Annotated in this window: 12 protein-coding genes; 3 read left to right on the top strand and 9 right to left on the bottom strand. The window is 65.7% G+C overall.

Annotation, left to right across the window (positions count from 1 at the left end):
- Positions 1 to 148: 148 nt before the first annotated feature.
- The 4 genes from RRU_RS12845 to RRU_RS12830 form a co-directional block, all read right to left on the bottom strand.
- Entirely contained in the window at positions 149 to 1,840 is a 1,692-nt protein-coding gene (locus RRU_RS12845; protein ID WP_011390237.1) for a methyl-accepting chemotaxis protein, read from the bottom strand.
- 111 nt (positions 1,841 to 1,951) lie between these two features.
- On the bottom strand, positions 1,952 to 3,490 hold the full coding sequence (locus tag RRU_RS12840; protein ID WP_011390236.1) for a bifunctional metallophosphatase/5'-nucleotidase: 1,539 nt from the start codon (positions 3,488 to 3,490) through the stop codon (positions 1,952 to 1,954).
- A 116-nt stretch (positions 3,491 to 3,606) separates the two neighbouring features.
- Positions 3,607 to 3,990 carry a helix-turn-helix domain-containing protein gene (locus RRU_RS12835; RefSeq protein WP_011390235.1) on the bottom strand — a complete coding sequence of 128 codons (384 nt, stop codon included), beginning with the start codon at positions 3,988 to 3,990 and terminating at the stop codon, positions 3,607 to 3,609.
- Position 3,991: 1 nt separating this feature from the next.
- Positions 3,992 to 4,285 (bottom strand): type II toxin-antitoxin system HigB family toxin, encoded by a 294-nt coding sequence (locus RRU_RS12830; protein WP_011390234.1) that lies wholly within the window; start codon positions 4,283 to 4,285, stop codon positions 3,992 to 3,994.
- A gap of 320 nt (positions 4,286 to 4,605) precedes the next feature.
- On the opposite strand from RRU_RS12830, the gene RRU_RS12825 reads away from it, so the two are divergent.
- The 3 genes from RRU_RS12825 (at position 4,606) to meaB (ending at position 9,974) form a co-directional block, all read left to right on the top strand.
- Positions 4,606 to 6,702: a methylmalonyl-CoA mutase family protein gene (locus tag RRU_RS12825; protein ID WP_011390233.1), complete on the top strand. Its 2,097-nt coding sequence runs from the start codon at positions 4,606 to 4,608 to the stop codon at positions 6,700 to 6,702.
- Positions 6,699 to 8,897, top strand: coding sequence for a methylmalonyl-CoA mutase (gene scpA, locus RRU_RS12820; RefSeq protein ID WP_011390232.1), 2,199 nt, complete (start codon positions 6,699 to 6,701; stop codon positions 8,895 to 8,897). The genes RRU_RS12825 and scpA overlap by 4 nt, the downstream gene beginning before the upstream one ends.
- Before the next feature lie 75 nt (positions 8,898 to 8,972).
- On the top strand, positions 8,973 to 9,974 hold the full coding sequence (gene meaB / locus RRU_RS12815; RefSeq protein WP_011390231.1) for a methylmalonyl Co-A mutase-associated GTPase MeaB: 1,002 nt from the start codon (positions 8,973 to 8,975) through the stop codon (positions 9,972 to 9,974).
- Positions 9,975 to 10,095: 121 nt separating this feature from the next.
- Here meaB and proX read toward each other — a convergent pair whose 3' ends face one another.
- The 5 genes from proX to RRU_RS12790 all read right to left on the bottom strand — a co-directional run bounded on the left by proX (position 10,096) and on the right by RRU_RS12790 (position 17,005).
- Positions 10,096 to 11,127 (bottom strand): glycine betaine/L-proline ABC transporter substrate-binding protein ProX, encoded by a 1,032-nt coding sequence (proX, locus tag RRU_RS12810; RefSeq protein WP_011390230.1) that lies wholly within the window; start codon positions 11,125 to 11,127, stop codon positions 10,096 to 10,098.
- A complete protein-coding gene (gene proW, locus RRU_RS12805; RefSeq protein ID WP_011390229.1) occupies positions 11,124 to 12,197 on the bottom strand; it encodes a glycine betaine/L-proline ABC transporter permease ProW in 1,074 nt (357 codons plus the stop codon). Before proW ends, proX begins: the two co-directional genes overlap by 4 nt.
- Entirely contained in the window at positions 12,190 to 13,389 is a 1,200-nt protein-coding gene (gene proV, locus RRU_RS12800) for a glycine betaine/L-proline ABC transporter ATP-binding protein ProV (protein WP_011390228.1), read from the bottom strand. Before proV ends, proW begins: the two co-directional genes overlap by 8 nt.
- Before the next feature lie 344 nt (positions 13,390 to 13,733).
- The gene (locus RRU_RS12795) at positions 13,734 to 15,311 is read right to left on the bottom strand and encodes an ABC transporter substrate-binding protein (protein ID WP_011390227.1); all 1,578 of its coding nucleotides are present in this window, start codon (positions 15,309 to 15,311) and stop codon (positions 13,734 to 13,736) included.
- A 41-nt stretch (positions 15,312 to 15,352) separates the two neighbouring features.
- On the bottom strand, positions 15,353 to 17,005 hold the full coding sequence (locus RRU_RS12790) for a sensor histidine kinase (protein ID WP_011390226.1): 1,653 nt from the start codon (positions 17,003 to 17,005) through the stop codon (positions 15,353 to 15,355).
- Between the last annotated feature and the right edge of the window lie 189 nt (positions 17,006 to 17,194).

The following is a 17,194-nucleotide window of genomic DNA, read 5'->3' as shown; positions in this document are numbered from 1 at the left end:
CCACCCCCTTTAAAAGATTGAGTCGCCGGAAAACGGCTCAACCGGCGAGGGGGTTCCCGCAAAGCGGCCCGGGGCGCCAAGGCGCGGGGAGGGTCGGGCGGAAGCGACGGGGGGGCGCCAAGGCTCAGGGAGCGCCCCCCCGGGGGGATCAGGCGGCGCGCACGCCGCCCAGGAACCGCTCGACCAGCCCCTTGAGGGCGACGGCTTCTTTTGAGAGCGCTTGCGCCGCGGAAAGGACCTGTTGCGAGGCGTTGCCGGTTTCGCCGGCCGAGGAACTGACCCCGACGATGGTGTCGGATACCTCCTGCGTGCCCGCCGCGGCTTGCTGGACATTGCGGGCGATCTCGGCGGTGGCGGCGGATTGCTCTTCGACGGCGGCGGCGATGGCGGCCGAGATCGTGTTAATCTCTTCGATGCGGCGGACGATGCTGGCGATGGCCTTGACCGCGCCCTCGGTCGCTTCTTGAACCGCGCCGATCTGGGTGCCGATATCCTCGGTGGCCTTGGCGGTCTGGCTGGCGAGATGCTTGACCTCGCCGGCGACCACGGCGAAGCCCTTGCCGGCTTCTCCGGCGCGGGCCGCCTCGATCGTGGCGTTGAGCGCCAGCAGATTGGTTTGGTTGGCGATGTCGGTGATCAAGCCGATCACCGCGCCGATACGGGCCGAGGTGTCGGCAAGGCTTTGCACCGTCGCGTTGGTCTGCGCGGCTTCTTGGGACGCGATCTGGGCGACGTGCGAGGATTGTTCCATTCTCCGGCCGATTTCGCTGATCGAGGCGCTGAGTTCCTCGGCCGCCGTGGCGACGGTCTGAACACTGGCCGAAGCCTGTTCGGTGGCGGTGGCGACGGCGGAGGCCTGGATATTGGTCTGGTCGGCGGTGGCCGAGAGGCCGCCGGCGGTCGTTTCCATTTCGGCGCAAGCGCCGGCCACCACGCCCAGCACGTCGGAGACCGCATGGTCGAAGTCGCGGGTAAGCGACTCGATGGCAGCGGAGCGCTTGGCGCGGGCCACCTGCTCGGCGGCCTGGGCCTCGCGCAGTTCTTGGGCTTTGCGCGCATTGTCGCGGAAGATCAAGGCGCTGCGGGCGATATCGCCAACCTCGTCCTTGCGCTCGGTGCCATCGATGGCGCGTTCCAGATCGCCGGCGGTGAGGGCCTGCAACGAGCCGACAAGGGAGCCGATCGGCTGAACCATCCCGCGGCGGGCGATCAGCAGACCGGCGATGACGCCGAGCACGATGCCGCCAAAGGCGACACCGAACATCCAGCGGGTCAGGGTCTGGAAGGTGGCGTCGGCGGCATCGCCCACCTTGGTTCCTTCGTCGTCAAGGTCGTCCGACAGCGCCAGGGTGCTGTCAAGCAAGGGGTTGGAGATCGCCCGCGAAACGGTGACGGCGTCATAGATCTGGCGTTGCGCCTCGCCAATCGTTGCGCCCTGATTGGCGCGGGCGGTGGCGATGGTTTTTTCGGCGGCGGCAAGGTAGTTGACGAAGTTTTCGCGCAAGGTCGCGATCTCGGAAAGATGGCTTGCCGGCAGCATGCCTTCCAAGGTGGTGATCCGCTCCTCGAACTGGGCTTTGTTCTTCGAAAAAAAGCCGTAGGCGTCCTCGAACTCCGCCGGATTGGCCGCCATGCGATATTCCGCCCGGCTCATGGTCAGCAGGTTCTGGTTCATCCGCGCGCCGGTCTTGATCATGTCGCCGTAGCCATCGATCTGTCGGGCCGCCTCGCCCAGGGTGCGCATTCCCATGAAGCCGACGGTACTGATGATGATGGCCGCGACGGCCATGATGGCAATGACGATGCCGATCTTTCCGGCGATGCGGATGTTCGCAAGCATGGGGTCGTCTCCAGAATGGACCTTTTCGGATGGGTTTCCGGGCTATTTTGCCCTTCACATACCGGCGTGCAATCCCCTTTAGGATATATCTAACCAAAGGCCAAAGGCGGCTTACTTTCGCAAAACCAGCCGCCCCTCGATCTGGGCGCCGATCCGGCCGGCTTGGGCGATATGATCGGCGACAAGGGTGACGAGAAGCCGACCGGCGGCGGCATCGATGATCGGCCGCCCGCCGCCAAGGGCGTCGTAGCCGTCACCGCCGCGCGCGATGTAATCATTGACCGCCACCGTGTAATGGCCCTCGGGCTCGACAGTGCGTCCGTCGATTTGCAGGGCGACGACGCGCTCGCCGACCGGCAAGGCGGGATCGTACAGGACCTCCATTCCCGAAACCTGCGGGAAGCGCCCGGCCCCTTGGGCGATTTGCGAGACGCCGTTCTCCAGGGCGGCCTTCACCTGGGCGCCGGTCAGATCCAGAACCACGGCGACATTGCCAAAGGGCAGTTCGGCCAGGATGTCGCGGCGGGTCAACGCGGTTCCGGCGTTATACAGGCGATCGCCGCGCAAGCCCCCGCCATTGGTCAGGGCCGCCTGGGCGCCGGTGGCCAGGCGCATGGCGTCGGTGACCAGATTGCCCATCGTGCTTTCGGCCCCGCGCACGACCGAGCGCCGGCTGTCGAGTTCCGTGGTCGTCACCCCCAGCGGCTGATCAAGATCGCTGGCCAATTGGGCCTCCCAGGCGGCGAGACGGGCGGCGACCGCGGGGGAGGGGGCGAGGCCGACATTGGCGCGGAACGACCATTCGGGCAGAACCACCACCGCGCTGCCGGCGCTGGTGATCTGCTCGTCGATCCGCAGATCGATAACCCCCAGATAGCGGGCATTGGCCCCGGCCTTGAGCACCAGTCCCGTACTTTCGCGCCAGGACAGCGAGTCGTGGTCATGTCCCCCCACCACCACCGCCACCTCGGGCAGGGCCTGGGCCAGGGCGCGGTCTTCGGCCTGCCCCTGGTGGGTGAGGGCGATGATGACATCGGCGCCTTCGGCCTTGAGCGTGGCCACGGCGGCGCGCGCCGCCGCCAGCGGCTCGGCGAACCGCACCTCGGGACCGGGCGAGGACAAGACCGTGGTCTGCGGGGTGAGCAGCCCCAGGAAGCCGATCTTATAGGGACCGACGGCGCGGATCGCCGTGGACGTCAGCCCCGTGATCGGGGCGCCCTCGGCGGTCGACAGCGCCGGGCCGTCCAGATTGCTGGCCAGCCAAGGGAAGGGCGAGGTCGACAGCCGCTCGGCGAAGACCTTGGGGCCGAAGTCGAATTCATGATTGCCCGGCACCGCCAGATCGACGCCAAGCAGCCCCATCGCCTCGACCATATGGGCGCCCTTGTCGATGCTCGACAGCAGCGAGGGCGAGAGCAGATCGCCGCCGAAGGTGACCAGCGCCGCCGTGGCGCCGGGGCGGGCCTTCTCGGCCTCGATCAGCGTCTTCATCTCGGCCAATCCGCCCGACCCGCCGCCATTGCCGACTTCGGCGATGTCGTTGAGATGAAGAAGGCGCAAGGTGACGGCGGGCCGACCGTCCTCGGCCATCGCCGGTGCGACCAGCGACAGGGCAAGCAGAAAACCAACAAGCCAGCGGGAAAAAGCCATGACGCGCCTCCGAGACTAGACGAGAGCCCCACTGTGGGGGCAAAGGCGCGCGAAGGAAACCGTGTCAAACGCCATGAGGGAAGCCGATGTGCCCGGCCTCGCATCCTCCTCTCGCGTCAGGGGGCGAGGGCCGGTCGCTCCTCCTGCTGCTGAAGCAAAACTTCGGCCGGGATGCCCAAGTGGATATGAAGCGCCCGGGCCATCGCCAGGGTGAGGGGGCGCGTTCCCGCCAAAACCTCCAGAACTTCGGCCTGACTGCCGATAAGCGGAACAAGGTCCTGGGGCGACAGGCCGGCTTGCTCCATTCGAAAGGCGATGGCGGCATGAGGGGGGGGATAGCCGATCGGAACCTGCTTGGATTCGTAATGCTCGATCAGGTCGGCAAGGACATCGAGGTCTTCCCCTTCGGCTGTTCCGGGCTCCGCGTCCATCAAGGCCTCAAGGCGGGCAAGAGCGGCGGCGTGGTCCGCCGGCGTCCGAATTGGCTTCAAAATACCCATTTTACACCTCTTCGACATTGATCTCGTCGTATTCGGCATGGGTTCCAATAAACCAAATATAGACAATGCGATAAGCGTAATTTATTTTTACAACAAGTCGATAAGATTTTCCTTTTATATTGAAGACAACCCGATTTCCTCGAATGATGCTTGCACTGCGATATTTAATCTTAATTTTTGCTGGACTATCCCAATCTTCTGTTAAAACTTCTCGATACCATGCAAGCAAAGGATCCTCAGCATCGGGCTGACGGTCCCAGAAGGCTCGGAGGACTTTTTTGGCGATGATCCGCATGGCCTATGTGGGAGCCTTCCGATTTTTCCACAACATTCGTCGCCGATGATAAGCGCCTCCACAACCGTAATGAAACATCCTCTCCGGGAAAGTTGCCGGTTTTGCCGTCTATTTGCTATCCTGCGGATCTGACCGCGTCACACTGCAGCCGGAAGGGCCGGGACGCGGCGGGCTTGGGGGCCGGGGACGGGGAGGACCGTCGTCAGCAACCCCCGGGAGGAAAGGCGTCGCATGCGCTCCCCCGTTCGCTTCAGACTGGGGAGACGGCCCGACGCCCGTTACCGTCCATGTGAAGCACGACCGCAAAGCGACCGAATGCAATGACCCAGGATATTCTCGCGCTCGCCGGCGATTTTCCGACCCTGTCCCGTGAGGCGTGGCTGGCCCTTGTCGACAAGGCGCTGAAGGGCGCGCCGTTTGAGAAAAAGATGGTGACGAAGACCCACGAGGGGTTTTCGATCCAGCCGCTTTACACCCGGGCCGACTGGCCCTCGACGGGTGATCCCTCGGGCTTTCCCGGGGTGATGCCCTTCACCCGCGGCGGGACCGCCGCCGGGGCGGTGCTGCACGGTTGGGATGTGCGCCAGGAGCACGCCCATCCCGATCCCGCCGCCGCCAACGCCCAGATCCTGACCGATCTCGAGCGCGGGGCGTCGAGCGTCACCTTGCGGTTCGATGCCGCCGGTCGCGCCGGCTTCGATAGCGATGACGCCGAGGCTGCCGATCTGGCCGGCGTCGAGGGGATGATGATCGCCTCGCTTGACGATCTCGATACGGCCCTGGCCGGGGTCTTCCTTGATGGCGCGGTGGTCGGGCTGCAGGCCGGCGCCGCCTTCGAACCGGCCGCCGCCTTGCTGGCCGCCCTGTGGGCGCGCCGTCAGATCGCCCCCGCCGCCGCCCTTGGCGCCTTCAACGCCGATCCTTTGGGCACCCTGGCCGCCACCGGAAGCCTGCCGATGAGCGCGACGCGGGCGCTGTCGCGTCTGGGCGCCCTGGCGGCCCATACGGCGCGGAGCTATCCGCAGGCGACCGCCGTGATGGTCGATGGCGCGCCCTATCACGATGGCGGCGCCAATGAGGTTCAGACCCTGGCCGCCGTTCTGTCCACCGGTGTCGCCTATCTGCGGGCGATGGAGGCGGCGGGACTTGGCATCGACGAGGCGGCGGCGCAGATGGTGTTCTCGCTGCCCCTTGATGCCGATATCTTCCTGGGGGTGGCCAAGCTGCGCGCCGCCCGCCGGCTGTGGGCGCGGGTTCTTGAAGCCTCGGGGGCCAGCGAGCCGTCGCGCGCCATGCGCCTGCACGCCACCACGGCGCGGCGGGTTCTGACCCGGCGCGATCCTTGGGTGAACATGCTGCGCGGCACGGTCAGTTGCTTTGCCGGCGCGGTGGGCGGGGCGGACAGCATCGCCGTCGCCCCCTTCGACGCCGCTTTGGGGGTCGCCACCGATTTCTCGCGGCGCATCGCCCGCAATGTCCAGGTCATCTTGCTTGAGGAATGCAATCTCGGCCGGGTGAACGATCCGGCCGGCGGGTCGTGGTATGTTGAAACCCTGACCGACCGTCTGGCCCGCGAGGCCTGGAGCGCCTTCCAGGGGCTCGAGGCCGAGGGTGGCATGGTCGCCGCCCTGGAAAGCGGCGCCCTGGCCGGGCGCATCGCCGCCACCTGGGACGATCGGCGCAAGGCGATCGCCAAACGCAAGGATCCGCTAACCGGCGTTTCGGAATTCCCCAATCTCGCCGAAGCCCCCGTCGCCACCGCCCCCGTCGATCTGGCCGCCTTGCGCCAAGCGGCGACAACGCGGCTGAGCGCGGCGCGTTGGGACGGTGTGGCGCCGGGCGATTTCGCCGCGGCGATCGAAGCCGTGGGCACAGGGGCGACGCTGGGCGCCCTGGCCCGCGCCCTGGGCGATGGCGCCGCCTTGCGGGTGCCGGCCGTTGTCCCCCATGTACTGGCCGAGGATTTCGAGGCCCTGCGCGACGCCTCCGACGACTGGCTGGCCGCCCATGGCCAGCGGCCAAAGATCTTCCTGGCCAATCTGGGGCCGGTGGCCCAGCACACGGCGCGCGCCACCTTCGCCAAGAACTTCTTCGAGGCCGGTGGCATTGAAGCGGTCGCCGGCGCCGGTTTCGACGAGGCCGCCGACTGCGTGGCCGCTTGGCGCGACAGCGGGGCGAAGGTCGCCATCCTCTGTTCGTCGGACGGCCTTTATGAAACCAAGGCCGAGGATATGGCCCGGGCGCTGAAGGCCGCCGGGGTCAGTCGGCTTTATCTGGCCGGGGCGCCCGGCGAACGCCGCGCCCTTTACGACGCCGCCGGAGTGGATGCCTATATCCAGGCCGGATCGGATGTTCTGGGGGTGCTGGGCGACCTGCACGCCCATCTTGGCCTTGCGGTGGAAGGATCAGCACGATGAGCCGGATTCCCGATTTCTCCAGGGTCGACCTTGAGGGGGGCGAGGCCCCCGGTTCGGCCGATCTGTGGACCGACCGGATCGAGCATCGCGCCGGCAAGGCGGTGCGCGACCTGCTGTGGACGGCGCCCGAGAAGATCGACGTCAAGCCGCTCTATCAGGCCTCCGATCTCGACGGCCTGGATTTCCTCGATACCTATCCGGGCGCGCCGCCGTTCCTGCGCGGCCCCTATCCCAGCATGTATGTCAATCAGCCGTGGACGGTGCGCCAATACGCCGGTTTCTCCACCGCCACCGAATCCAACGCCTTTTACCGGCGCAATCTGGCCGCCGGCCAGAAGGGCCTGTCGGTGGCCTTCGATCTGGCGACCCATCGCGGCTATGACAGCGACCACCCCCGGGTGGCCGGCGATGTCGGCATGGCCGGCGTGGCCATCGACAGCATCTTCGACATGCGCACGCTGTTTGCCGGCATCCCGCTTGATAAGATGAGCGTGTCGATGACCATGAACGGCGCCGTCTTGCCGATCATGGCCTTGTTCATTCTGGCCGGCGAGGAACAGGGCGTTAGCCCCGAGCAACTGTCGGGCACCATCCAGAACGACATCCTCAAAGAATTCATGGTGCGCAACACCTATATCTATCCGCCCACGCCCTCGATGCGGATCATCAGCGATATCTTCGCCTATACCTCCACCAAGATGCCGCGCTTCAATTCGATCTCGATTTCCGGCTATCACATGCAGGAAGCCGGGGCGACCGCCGATCTGGAACTGGCCTATACCCTGGCCGACGGCGTGGAATACGCCCGCGCCGGTCTGGCCGCCGGGCTGACGATCGACGCCTTCGCCCCGCGCCTGTCGTTCTTCTGGGCGATCGGCATGAACTTCCCCATGGAAGTCGCCAAGATGCGCGCCGCCCGCCTGCTGTGGGCCAAGCTGATCAAGGACTTCAAACCCAAAAGCGACAAATCGCTGTCGCTGCGCACCCATTGCCAGACCTCGGGCTGGTCGCTGACCGCCCAGGATGTGTTTAACAACGTGACGCGCACCTGCGTCGAGGCGATGGCGGCGACCCAGGGCCATACCCAGTCGCTCCATACCAACGCCCTGGACGAGGCCCTGGCCCTGCCCACCGATTTCTCGGCGCGCATCGCCCGCAACACCCAGTTGTTCTTGCAGCAGGAAGCCGGAACCTGCCGGGTGATCGACCCCTGGGGCGGCAGTTACTATATCGAGCGGTTGACCCATGATCTGGCCGCCCGCGCCTGGCATTACATCCAGGAGGTCGAGGAGACTGGCGGCATGGCCAAGGCCATCGAGGCCGGCATCCCCAAGATGCGCATCGAAGAGGCCTCGGCCCGCACCCAGGCGCGCATCGACAGCGGCCGTCAGACGGTGGTCGGCGTCAATAAGTACAAGGTCGACGAGGATCGTTCGATCGAGGTGCTGAAGGTCGAGAACGCCTCGGTCCGCCGCCAGCAGATCGAGCAACTCGAACGCCTGCGCGCCGAGCGCGATCCGGCCAAGGTCGAAGAGAAACTGGCGGCCCTGACCCATTCGGCGCAAAGCGGCGAAGGCAATCTTCTGGCCCTGGCCGTCGATGCCGTGCGCGAAAAGGCGACGGTGGGCGAGGTCTCCCTGGCCCTGGAAAAGGTCTGGGGCCGTCACAAGGCCGAAATCCGGGCGATTTCGGGCGTCTATAGCAGCGAGGTCGGGTCGATGGCCGAAAAGGTGGCAAGCATCCGTCATCTGGTCGAGGAGTTCGAGGCCAATGACGGCCGCCGTCCGCGCATCCTGATCGCCAAGATGGGCCAGGACGGCCACGATCGCGGCCAGAAGGTGATCGCCACCGCCTTCGCCGATCTCGGCTTCGATGTCGATATCGGCTCGCTGTTCCAAACCCCGGCCGAAACCGCCCGTCAGGCGGTGGAGAACGATGTCCATGTGGTCGGCGCCTCGTCGCTGGCCGCCGGCCATCTGACCCTGGTACCGCAGTTGCGCGAGGAATTGCGCAAGCAGGGCCGCGAAGACATCATGATCGTCGTCGGCGGGGTGATCCCGCCCCAGGATTTCGACGCCCTCTATAAGGCCGGGGCCGAGGCGATCTTTCCGCCCGGCACCAATATCGCCGAATGCGCCGTTGATCTGATGGGCAAGCTCAACGCCCGCCTAGGCTATACCAGCAAGGCCGCGTAACCGTCGTTTCCCGCCCGTTCCGCGCGCAGCGAAAGGAACGGGCGGGATCTTTCCCCCCTTTGGTTCGGACGTTCCATGGCAAGCCCCCCCCTGTCCGTCGACGCCTATGTGGACGGCGTGTTGTCTGGCGATCGCGCCAAGCTTGGTCGCGCGATCACCCTGGTCGAAAGCCGCAATCCCACCCATCAACAAGCCGCCCAGGAGGTATTGACCCGCCTGCTGCCCCATGCCGGCAAGGCGTTGCGGGTGGGCATTTCCGGAGTGCCCGGCGTTGGCAAATCAACCTTTATCGAGGCTTTGGGCTGTGATCTGACGGCCAAAGGCCACCGCGTGGCGGTGTTGGCCGTCGATCCGTCGTCGTCGCGCTCGGGCGGCTCGATCCTCGGCGACAAGACGCGCATGGAGCGGCTGTCGATCGATGACAACGCCTTCATCCGCCCCTCGCCGACCGGCGGCCGGCTGGGCGGGGTCAACCGGGCGACGCGCGAGACGATGATCGTCTGCGAGGCCGCCGGCTTCGATGTCGTGCTGGTGGAAACCGTCGGCACCGGCCAGTCGGAGACCCTGGTCGCCGGCATGGTCGATTTCTTTCTGGTGCTGATGCTGCCCGGCGCCGGCGACGAGCTGCAGGGCATTAAGAAGGGTATTTTGGAACTGGCCGATATGATCGCCGTCAACAAGGCCGATGGCCCCAATGACACCCGGGCGCGGCTGGCGATGAACGAATACAAAACGGCGCTGCATATCATGACCCCGGCCCATCCGGACTGGACGCCGCCGGTGGTGCTGTGCTCGGGCCTCAAGGGCATGGGATTGGCCGAGTTGTGGCAAAAGATCGAAGAGCACCGCTCGATCATGGACGCCAATGGCGCCCTGGCCGAGCGCCGCCGCGCCCAACAGGTAGAATGGATGTGGTCGATGGTCGAAGACCGGCTGATGGATGCGGTCAAAGCCCATCCCGCCGTCTGCGACGCCCTGCCGGGTCTGCGCCAAGCGGTGGCCCAGGGCTCGACCACGGCGACCCGCGCCGCCCAGCGCATCCTGGAGGCTTTCGGCGTCGATGCCGAGGCGGACTAAATAAAATCGTCGCCGCATTCTGGTCCAGAGTGCGGCGACGATTTGCTTCACGATCAAGCTCTTAGAGCGGTACGCGGGGACCATGGGTCCCGCGCACCGTATCTAAAGGGCTGGCCTGGGCTTAATGCGCGGCCTTGCGGGCTTGGGCCAGCCAACCGTCCCAGGTCTGGCGATGGCCGGCGATCCAGCCGTCGACATGGCGGGCGATATCGGCTTGGCTGTTCTCGCCGTTGCGCATGCGCAGGTTCTGGGCGTTGATATCGGCGTTGGGCAGACGCATCAGGGAAAACAGCGTGGCGGCGGCCGGATTGGCCTCGGCCCAGGCGCGATTGGCGACGATTTGCTGAGTGTTCGCCTGGAAGCCGTAGTTCTGACCGGTGGCCAGCGCCGTATCAACATCCTTGCGGCTGCCGGGCAGGGCTGAGAACGGCACTTGCAGCCACGTGACATCGCGCCCGGGAACCAGAACCCCGGAAACCCAATAGGGGGTCCAGGTGTAATAGAGCACCGAGGCGCCCTTCTTGAAGCGGGTGATCGTATCGGCCATCAGCGCCGAATAGGACCCTTGCTGATGGGTGACGGTTTTGCGCAGGCCATAGGCGTCGAGATGGTGCTCGATGACCGCCTCGCAGCCCCAGCCAGGGGTGCAGCCGGCGAGATCGGCCTTGCCGTCGCCGTCATGGTCGAAGAGGGCGGCGATCTTCGGGTCTTTCAGTTGGTCGATGCGGGTGATGGCGTGGGCCTCGGCCGTCTTCTTGTCGATCAGATAGCCCTGCAAGGCGCCTTCGGAATAAACCCCGTCGCGATAGAGCTTGGCGTCGCCGCCGGCGCGCTCATAGAAATCCTTATGAAGCGGATTCCAATGGGCGGCCAGGAAGGTGGCGTCGCCATTGGCCAAGGCCACGTGACCGGCGGCGTAATCGATCTCGCCGATGTCCTTCACGTCATAGCCCAGCTCTGCCAGGGCGCGCGAGACCAGCAGCGTCTGGAAGGTCTCTTCGGCGATCGAGGATTTGATCGGCAGGACGGAGACGCCTTTGCCCGGCTGCTCGGCGGCGTTTGCCGGCAAGACGCCAAGGGCGCAGACAACCGCCAGAACGGGGGCCGACACGGGGGCGAGAAAGCGGAGGCGCGGCGCGGCGGGCAAGATCATGAGATCGGTTCTCCTTTTGGCAGGCTTTCGCGAGCGGGGTGGGCGGTGCCCTTGCGCAGGGACACCAGACGCACGACCAGTCCGACGGGACCGCTGGTGTACCAGGGTGCCTTGGCCTGGGCGGCGCTGGCGACGCCCATCGACTGGGTCAGGCGATCGATCAGAATGGCCAGCAAGACGATGGCGACGCCGCCAACGGTGGCCAGCCCCATATCAAGCCGGCCGATGCCGCGCAGAACCATTTGCCCCAGCCCGCCAACGGCGATCATCGAGGCGATCACCACCATCGACAGCGCCAGCATCAGCGTTTGGTTGATGCCCGCCATGATCGTCGGCAGGGCCAGCGGCAGTTGCACCTTGGTCAGCAACTGGGTTTTCGAGGCGCCGAAACTGCGCGCGGCTTCGACCAGATCTTCGGGAACCTGCCTAATCCCCAGATTGGTCAGGCGGATCAAGGGCGGCAGGGCGAAGATGATCGTCACCACCACCCCGGGCACATTGCCGATGCCAAACAGCATGACGATGGGCACCAGATAGACGAAGGCCGGGGTCGTCTGCATGGCATCGAGCAAAGGCCGCGAGAGTTTGGCCAGCCGGTCGCTGCGCGCCATCAGGATGCCCGAGGGCAGGCCGAGGGCGATGCAGAACATCACCGAGGTCAAGACCAGCGACAAGGTCAGCATCGCTTCGCTCCAGGCGCCGATCAGACCGATGAGAGTCATCGAGATCAAAGAGCCGATCGCCATCTTGCGCCCGGCGATTTGCCAAGCGAGGAGGGCGATGATCGCCAGCATGACGGGGGGCGGCACACCGACGAGCGTGCCGTTGAGCGCCGTCAGCACGGCGTCGATGGGCCAGCGGATCGCCTGGAAGAGCGGGCGGAAGGACAAGACCAGCCAGTCGAGCCCCTGATTGGTCCAGTCGTCGAGCGGAATCAGCGGCCGGGCGAAGGGGTCGGCCCAATCGAAGGCCGGCGGCGGAGCGGAGGCGCCCCCCAGCCAATCGCCGGCCGGCGTTTCGGCGGGGGAGGGCGGGGCCGCGCCCCAGGGGTCGCTCGCGGGGTCAGCCATTGGTCAGGGTCTCCCGGTCGAGGGTTTCAAGAAGAAGGGCCCGCGAGATGACGCCAAGGTAGCGACCGGCGTCGTCGATGACGGGAAGACCGCAAGGCGCCTGGGCGACCTGGGTGATGATCTCTGACAGGATCGTCGCGGCCGGCACCGGCGAGACATCACCAAGGAAGGCGTCGTGCAGGGCGGCGCCGGGCTTGTGGCGGAGGGCTTCGAGCGAGGCGACCGAGACCACGCCGTGGTAGCGTTGCGCCTTGTCGATCACATAGGCGTAATCGCGATCGGCCTCGGCCAGACGCTGAAGGGCGACGCGCAGGCCGCCTTCGCGGTCGATCATCGTGACCTGCCGCTTGCGGGCGATGGAGCCGGCCGACAAGACCGCCCCCAGATTGACCCCGCGGAAAAACGACCGGACATAGTCATCGGCCGGATTGTTCAAGATCTCGTCGGGGGTGCCGATCTGCACGATGCGCCCGGCTTCCATGATGGCGATGCGATCGCCGATGCGCATGGCCTCGTCGAGGTCGTGGGTGATGAAAATGATGGTGCGCCGCTGCTCGTCTTGCAGGCTGAGCAACTGGTCTTGCATTTCGGCGCGGTTCAGCGGGTCAAGGGCGCTGAAAGCCTCGTCCATCAGCAAAACATCGGGATCGGTGGCCAGGGCCCGGGCGAGGCCGACGCGCTGGCGCATGCCCCCCGATAAGGCGGTGGGAAACTGGTTCGCCCAATCGGCCAATCCGACCTGGGTGAGGGCGGCGCGGGCGCGGGCTTCGCGTTCGGGGCGTTTGACACCCGACAGCTCCAGACCGAAGGCGGCGTTTCCCAAAACCGTCAAATGCGGCATCAGCGCGAAGGACTGGAAGACCATGCTGAGGTGACGGTGGCGAAAGGCGTTGAGATCGGCTTCGGCAAGCCCGGCGATGTCGATCCCGTCGATGACGATGCTGCCGGCGCTGGGTTCGATCAACCGGTTGAGCAGGCGGACCAGGGTGGATTTCCCCGATCCCGAGAGCCCCATGATCACGAAGATCTCACCCTCTTGGATGGTGAACGAGGCGTCGCAAACCCCCATCGTCATACCGGTCTTGCGCTGAATGGCACTCCGGTCGGCTCCCGATCGCGACAGGGCGATCGCCGTCTCGGGGGTATCGCCAAAAACCTTGTAAAGGCCTTTGACGGCAATCTTGTTTGGCATTTCCAAAAGCAAAATTCCAGACGCATCAGTTAAAGAACTGCGGACTCATTGCCGCCATAATGTGTGCGCTGATAATTTCCCTGTCAACCCAATGATTCCGTCTGAGTTGGTTTGCTTGGATTGATAAGAATACGGTTAAGTAAAACGATGATTTAAGCTTGAGATTTTTTGATTGAATAAAAAACGGAGTGATTGTGGAAATATTGTGGAGGATTGGCGAAGATAAACCGCCTTCCCGGTTTCCCGGGCGGGCGCCGCTGGGGTCGGCGAGGGGGGAGTGTAATCGACTGTTTTGCTTGGTTTTTAGCGGCGCGGTCGCGAGAGCCGGGATCGCGGGGGGGATATCAGCGCCCTTGCGGGACGGGCGCCGGGCTGACCCAGCGGAGATCAAGCACGCCGTCGGCGCGCTGGCGCAGACCGATATCGGCCCGCGCCCCCCAGATCACCGGTTCCTGGTGGAGGGGGACATAGACGACGTCATCGCGCAGTTTGAGGACGATTTCGGCGGCAAGGGCGCTTTGGCGGGCCGGGATCATTTCGTCGGCCAGACGGCGGATAAGCCGATCGACGGAGGGGTCGCAATAGCCCGCGCCATTGGCTTGGCCAAAGCCGTCCTTCGGCGAGCCATCGGTCGGCGGACAAGCGGCCAGGGCGCGCAAGGGATCGAGGATATCCAAGGTCAACGGTTGGTATCCGGTTAGGAAGAACCGGCTTTCCCCGCGTAAAACCCTCGGGAAATGATTTTCGGCCAAACGGGTGGCGACGGCGGTATGAATGCCGACTTCCGAAAGAGAGGTGGCGATGGCGTCGCAAAGGGCGCCGTCGTTCAGGAAGAAGCCCAGCGGGCAATCCAGGGTGACGCTGACTCCGGCGGGGCCGACTCCGGCTTCGGCAAGCAGGGCGCGGGCCCGGTCTGGGTCGGCGGCCGGGCGGATATCGGCGGCGGCGGGCACCCCGGCGATCATCGGCCCGGCGATCAGGGCGGCCGGGGTCGCCTGATTGGCGAAAAGGCGCTGGTCGATGTCGGTCATATCAACGGCGCGCAGCACCGCCTCGCGCAACAGCCGGTCGCGAAAGGGCGAGCCCTGGCCGCGAGCGGCGCCCAAGGGCGGCGGGCGCTGGTCCATCCCCAGCATGACCGTGCGCGTTCCGCCGATGACCAGGGCGCGCAGGCCGGGGGTGGCGGCCAGGGGAGGCACCACGGCGGGCGGCAGATCCAGCGCCAGATCCACCTTGCCTTCAAGCAAAAGCCGCAAGCGATCGGCCGGGCGGGCGGCGGGAATCAGGGTGGCGCGCTCAAGCCGTGGAGCGGGCGGCGCCGTCGTCCCCAGCGGGTCCGCCGGGATCGTCCGTCCCCACCAGTCGCCATTGGCCACCAGCGTCACGGCGCCGCCGGGGGTGAAGCGGTCCACTCGGAAGGGGCCGGTGCCATTGGCCGGCATCGCCGGATCGGCGCGGGCGATCCAGCCGTCGTCGAGGATTCTGATCAGGGCGAGGCGTTGGGGCAGATCGGGGGTGGGCGTTTGGGTGTAAAGATCGACCGTCGTATCATCGACCCGGCGGACGCGGCGCACCGGCGCCAGCGCTTCGGCCAGACCGCCGCCGCGGGCGCTGGCGCGCTCCAGCGAGGCGACCACGTCATCGGCGGTGAAGGCGGCGCCGTCATGGAAGCGCACGCCCCGACGCAGGGTGACCCGCCAGCGTAAATCGGTCACCGCCTGCCAAGCGGTCGCCAGGGCCGGTTCAAGGTCAAGATCGGAGTCGCGGCCGATCAGCGTTTCATAAACGTCGCCCAGAACCCCGGGGTCGGCCAGGGCTTCCGGGGATTGGGGCTCCAGCGTCGCCGGGCCCTGCGCCGCCGTCCAGCGGAACTCGGCGGCGGTCGAAGCGGCGGGGGCCGTCAGGACTATCCAGGCCGTCATCAGCAGCGCCATCCTTTGGCGCCTTGCCGCCCGGGCCACCGTCATCCCTCGGGAAGGCCGGCCGAAAGGCGCGGGACCCTTATCAAAAAGATCGCGCCCTGACCGGGGGGGCTGTGCACGGCCAAGCTTCCCCCCAGGGTTTGCGTGACCAGATTATAGACGATGTGCAGGCCCAGGCCGGTTCCCCCTTCGCCGCGTCGCGTGGTGAAGAACGGGTCGAAAATCCGCTTGAGATTTTTCTCGGGAATGCCCCTGCCGGTATCATGGTAGCGAAAAACCACGCAATCGGTGTCTTTTTCGTGCCCAACCCGCAAGACCATGTGCCCCGGCGGCGCCGTCGCGCCCTCCTCAAGGCCATGCATCAGCGAGTTGATCACCAGATTGGTGATGACCCGGAAAAGCGCCCCCGGCGGGCCATACATCGCCAGATCGTCCGGGCATTCAAGGGTCATCGTGTGGGGGGTGCGCTTAAGGCGTGGCTGGAGGCTGAGCAGGATTTCTTCCAGGTAGTCGCGCACCTTGAACAACCGGCTTTCATCGGTCGCCTGATCGACGGCCACCTGCTTGAAGCTTTGGATCAATTCGGCGGCGCGGGTCAGGTTCGATAGGATGAACCGCGAGGATTCCCGGGCGACGTGGAGATAAGCGTCAAGCTGCGAGCGCCGCAAGGCTCCGGCCTCCACGGCCTGGACCAGGGATTGGGTCTTTTCGGCGAGCAGCGAGGCCGCGGTGACGCCGGTGCCGATCGGCGTGTTGATCTCATGGGCGATGCCGGCGACCAACTGGCCAAGCGAGGCCATCTTTTCGGAAACCAGCAAGGCGTCCTGGGCCCGTTTGCCTTCGGTGATATCGGTAAAGGTGCGGACCCAGCCGCCGCCATCAAGGGCGAAGGTCTCCACGCCCAGCGTCCGCCCGTCCCGTAACGGTCGTTCGGTGGTTCCGGGCGAAAAAACGAAGCCTTCGATCCGATCCCAGAACGGCCGATGGGTAACGTCGGCGGGCAGGATGTCGAAATCGCCCCGTCCGATCTGGAAGGCGATGATATCGGCCGCCCGCGGCGGAAAGGGCTCGAGCATATAATCGGGCAGATCAAGAAGCTCGCGGTAGCGGCGGTTGCACAGCACGATGTGCAGGGAGGGATCGACCAGGATGATTCCCTGGGCGATGGTTTCCAAGGTGGTGTCGAGAAGCCGGGTCTTTTCGGCCAGGGCCTGTTCGGCGGCCTTGCGTTGGGTGATGTCGGTGAAGGTTCTTACATAGCCCCCCTCGGGCAACGGCGAGGTGCGGACCTCGATGCGCAGGCCGGTCGGATTGCCGCGTTCATAGATCAAGGGGCGGCGTTCGCCTTCGGGAAGATCAAGCCACGCGGCGATGAGGGTGCTGACGGGATCGATCTCGGCGGTGACCAGGGCGCCGGTGCGGATCATCTCGCCCAGAACCTCGACATGGGTTGGCCCGCTGGCGAGGAAGTCGGCCGAGACCCCCAAAAGCTCGCAGGCCCGGCGGTTCCAGGCGATGACGCGGGTTTTGGCGTCGGCGACCAGCACGCCCTGGTCCATATGCTCGATGACAAGGGAATGCAGGCTGAGGCCGGTAAGGCGATCGGCCGAGCCGTCGCTTTGGGGGAGGGACTCACCACCGGCGACCGGCTTGACGGCGCCATCCTGGTCTGCCTTTACGCGGCTGTTTGTCACCGTCGCCTCATGGGGGGCAGGAAATAGCCAGAATTTAAAGTAGGCTCGCGCGGCCCGGGACTCAATACATATGACGAAAAGTCAGGGTTGCGGCACGACGGGGGCGATTCGGGGGCGATCTGTCCTCTCTGGTCAAAAGCGGCCCGTCCCGTTATCCTGGTGACGGTCGCCCGGTCGGGCCGGCCGAAA

Source organism: Rhodospirillum rubrum ATCC 11170 (genome assembly GCF_000013085.1).
Taxonomy (GTDB): Bacteria; Pseudomonadota; Alphaproteobacteria; order Rhodospirillales; family Rhodospirillaceae; genus Rhodospirillum; species Rhodospirillum rubrum.
Note: the sequence above shows the minus strand (reverse complement) of the source record. Positions and strands in the feature narration are given on the sequence as shown.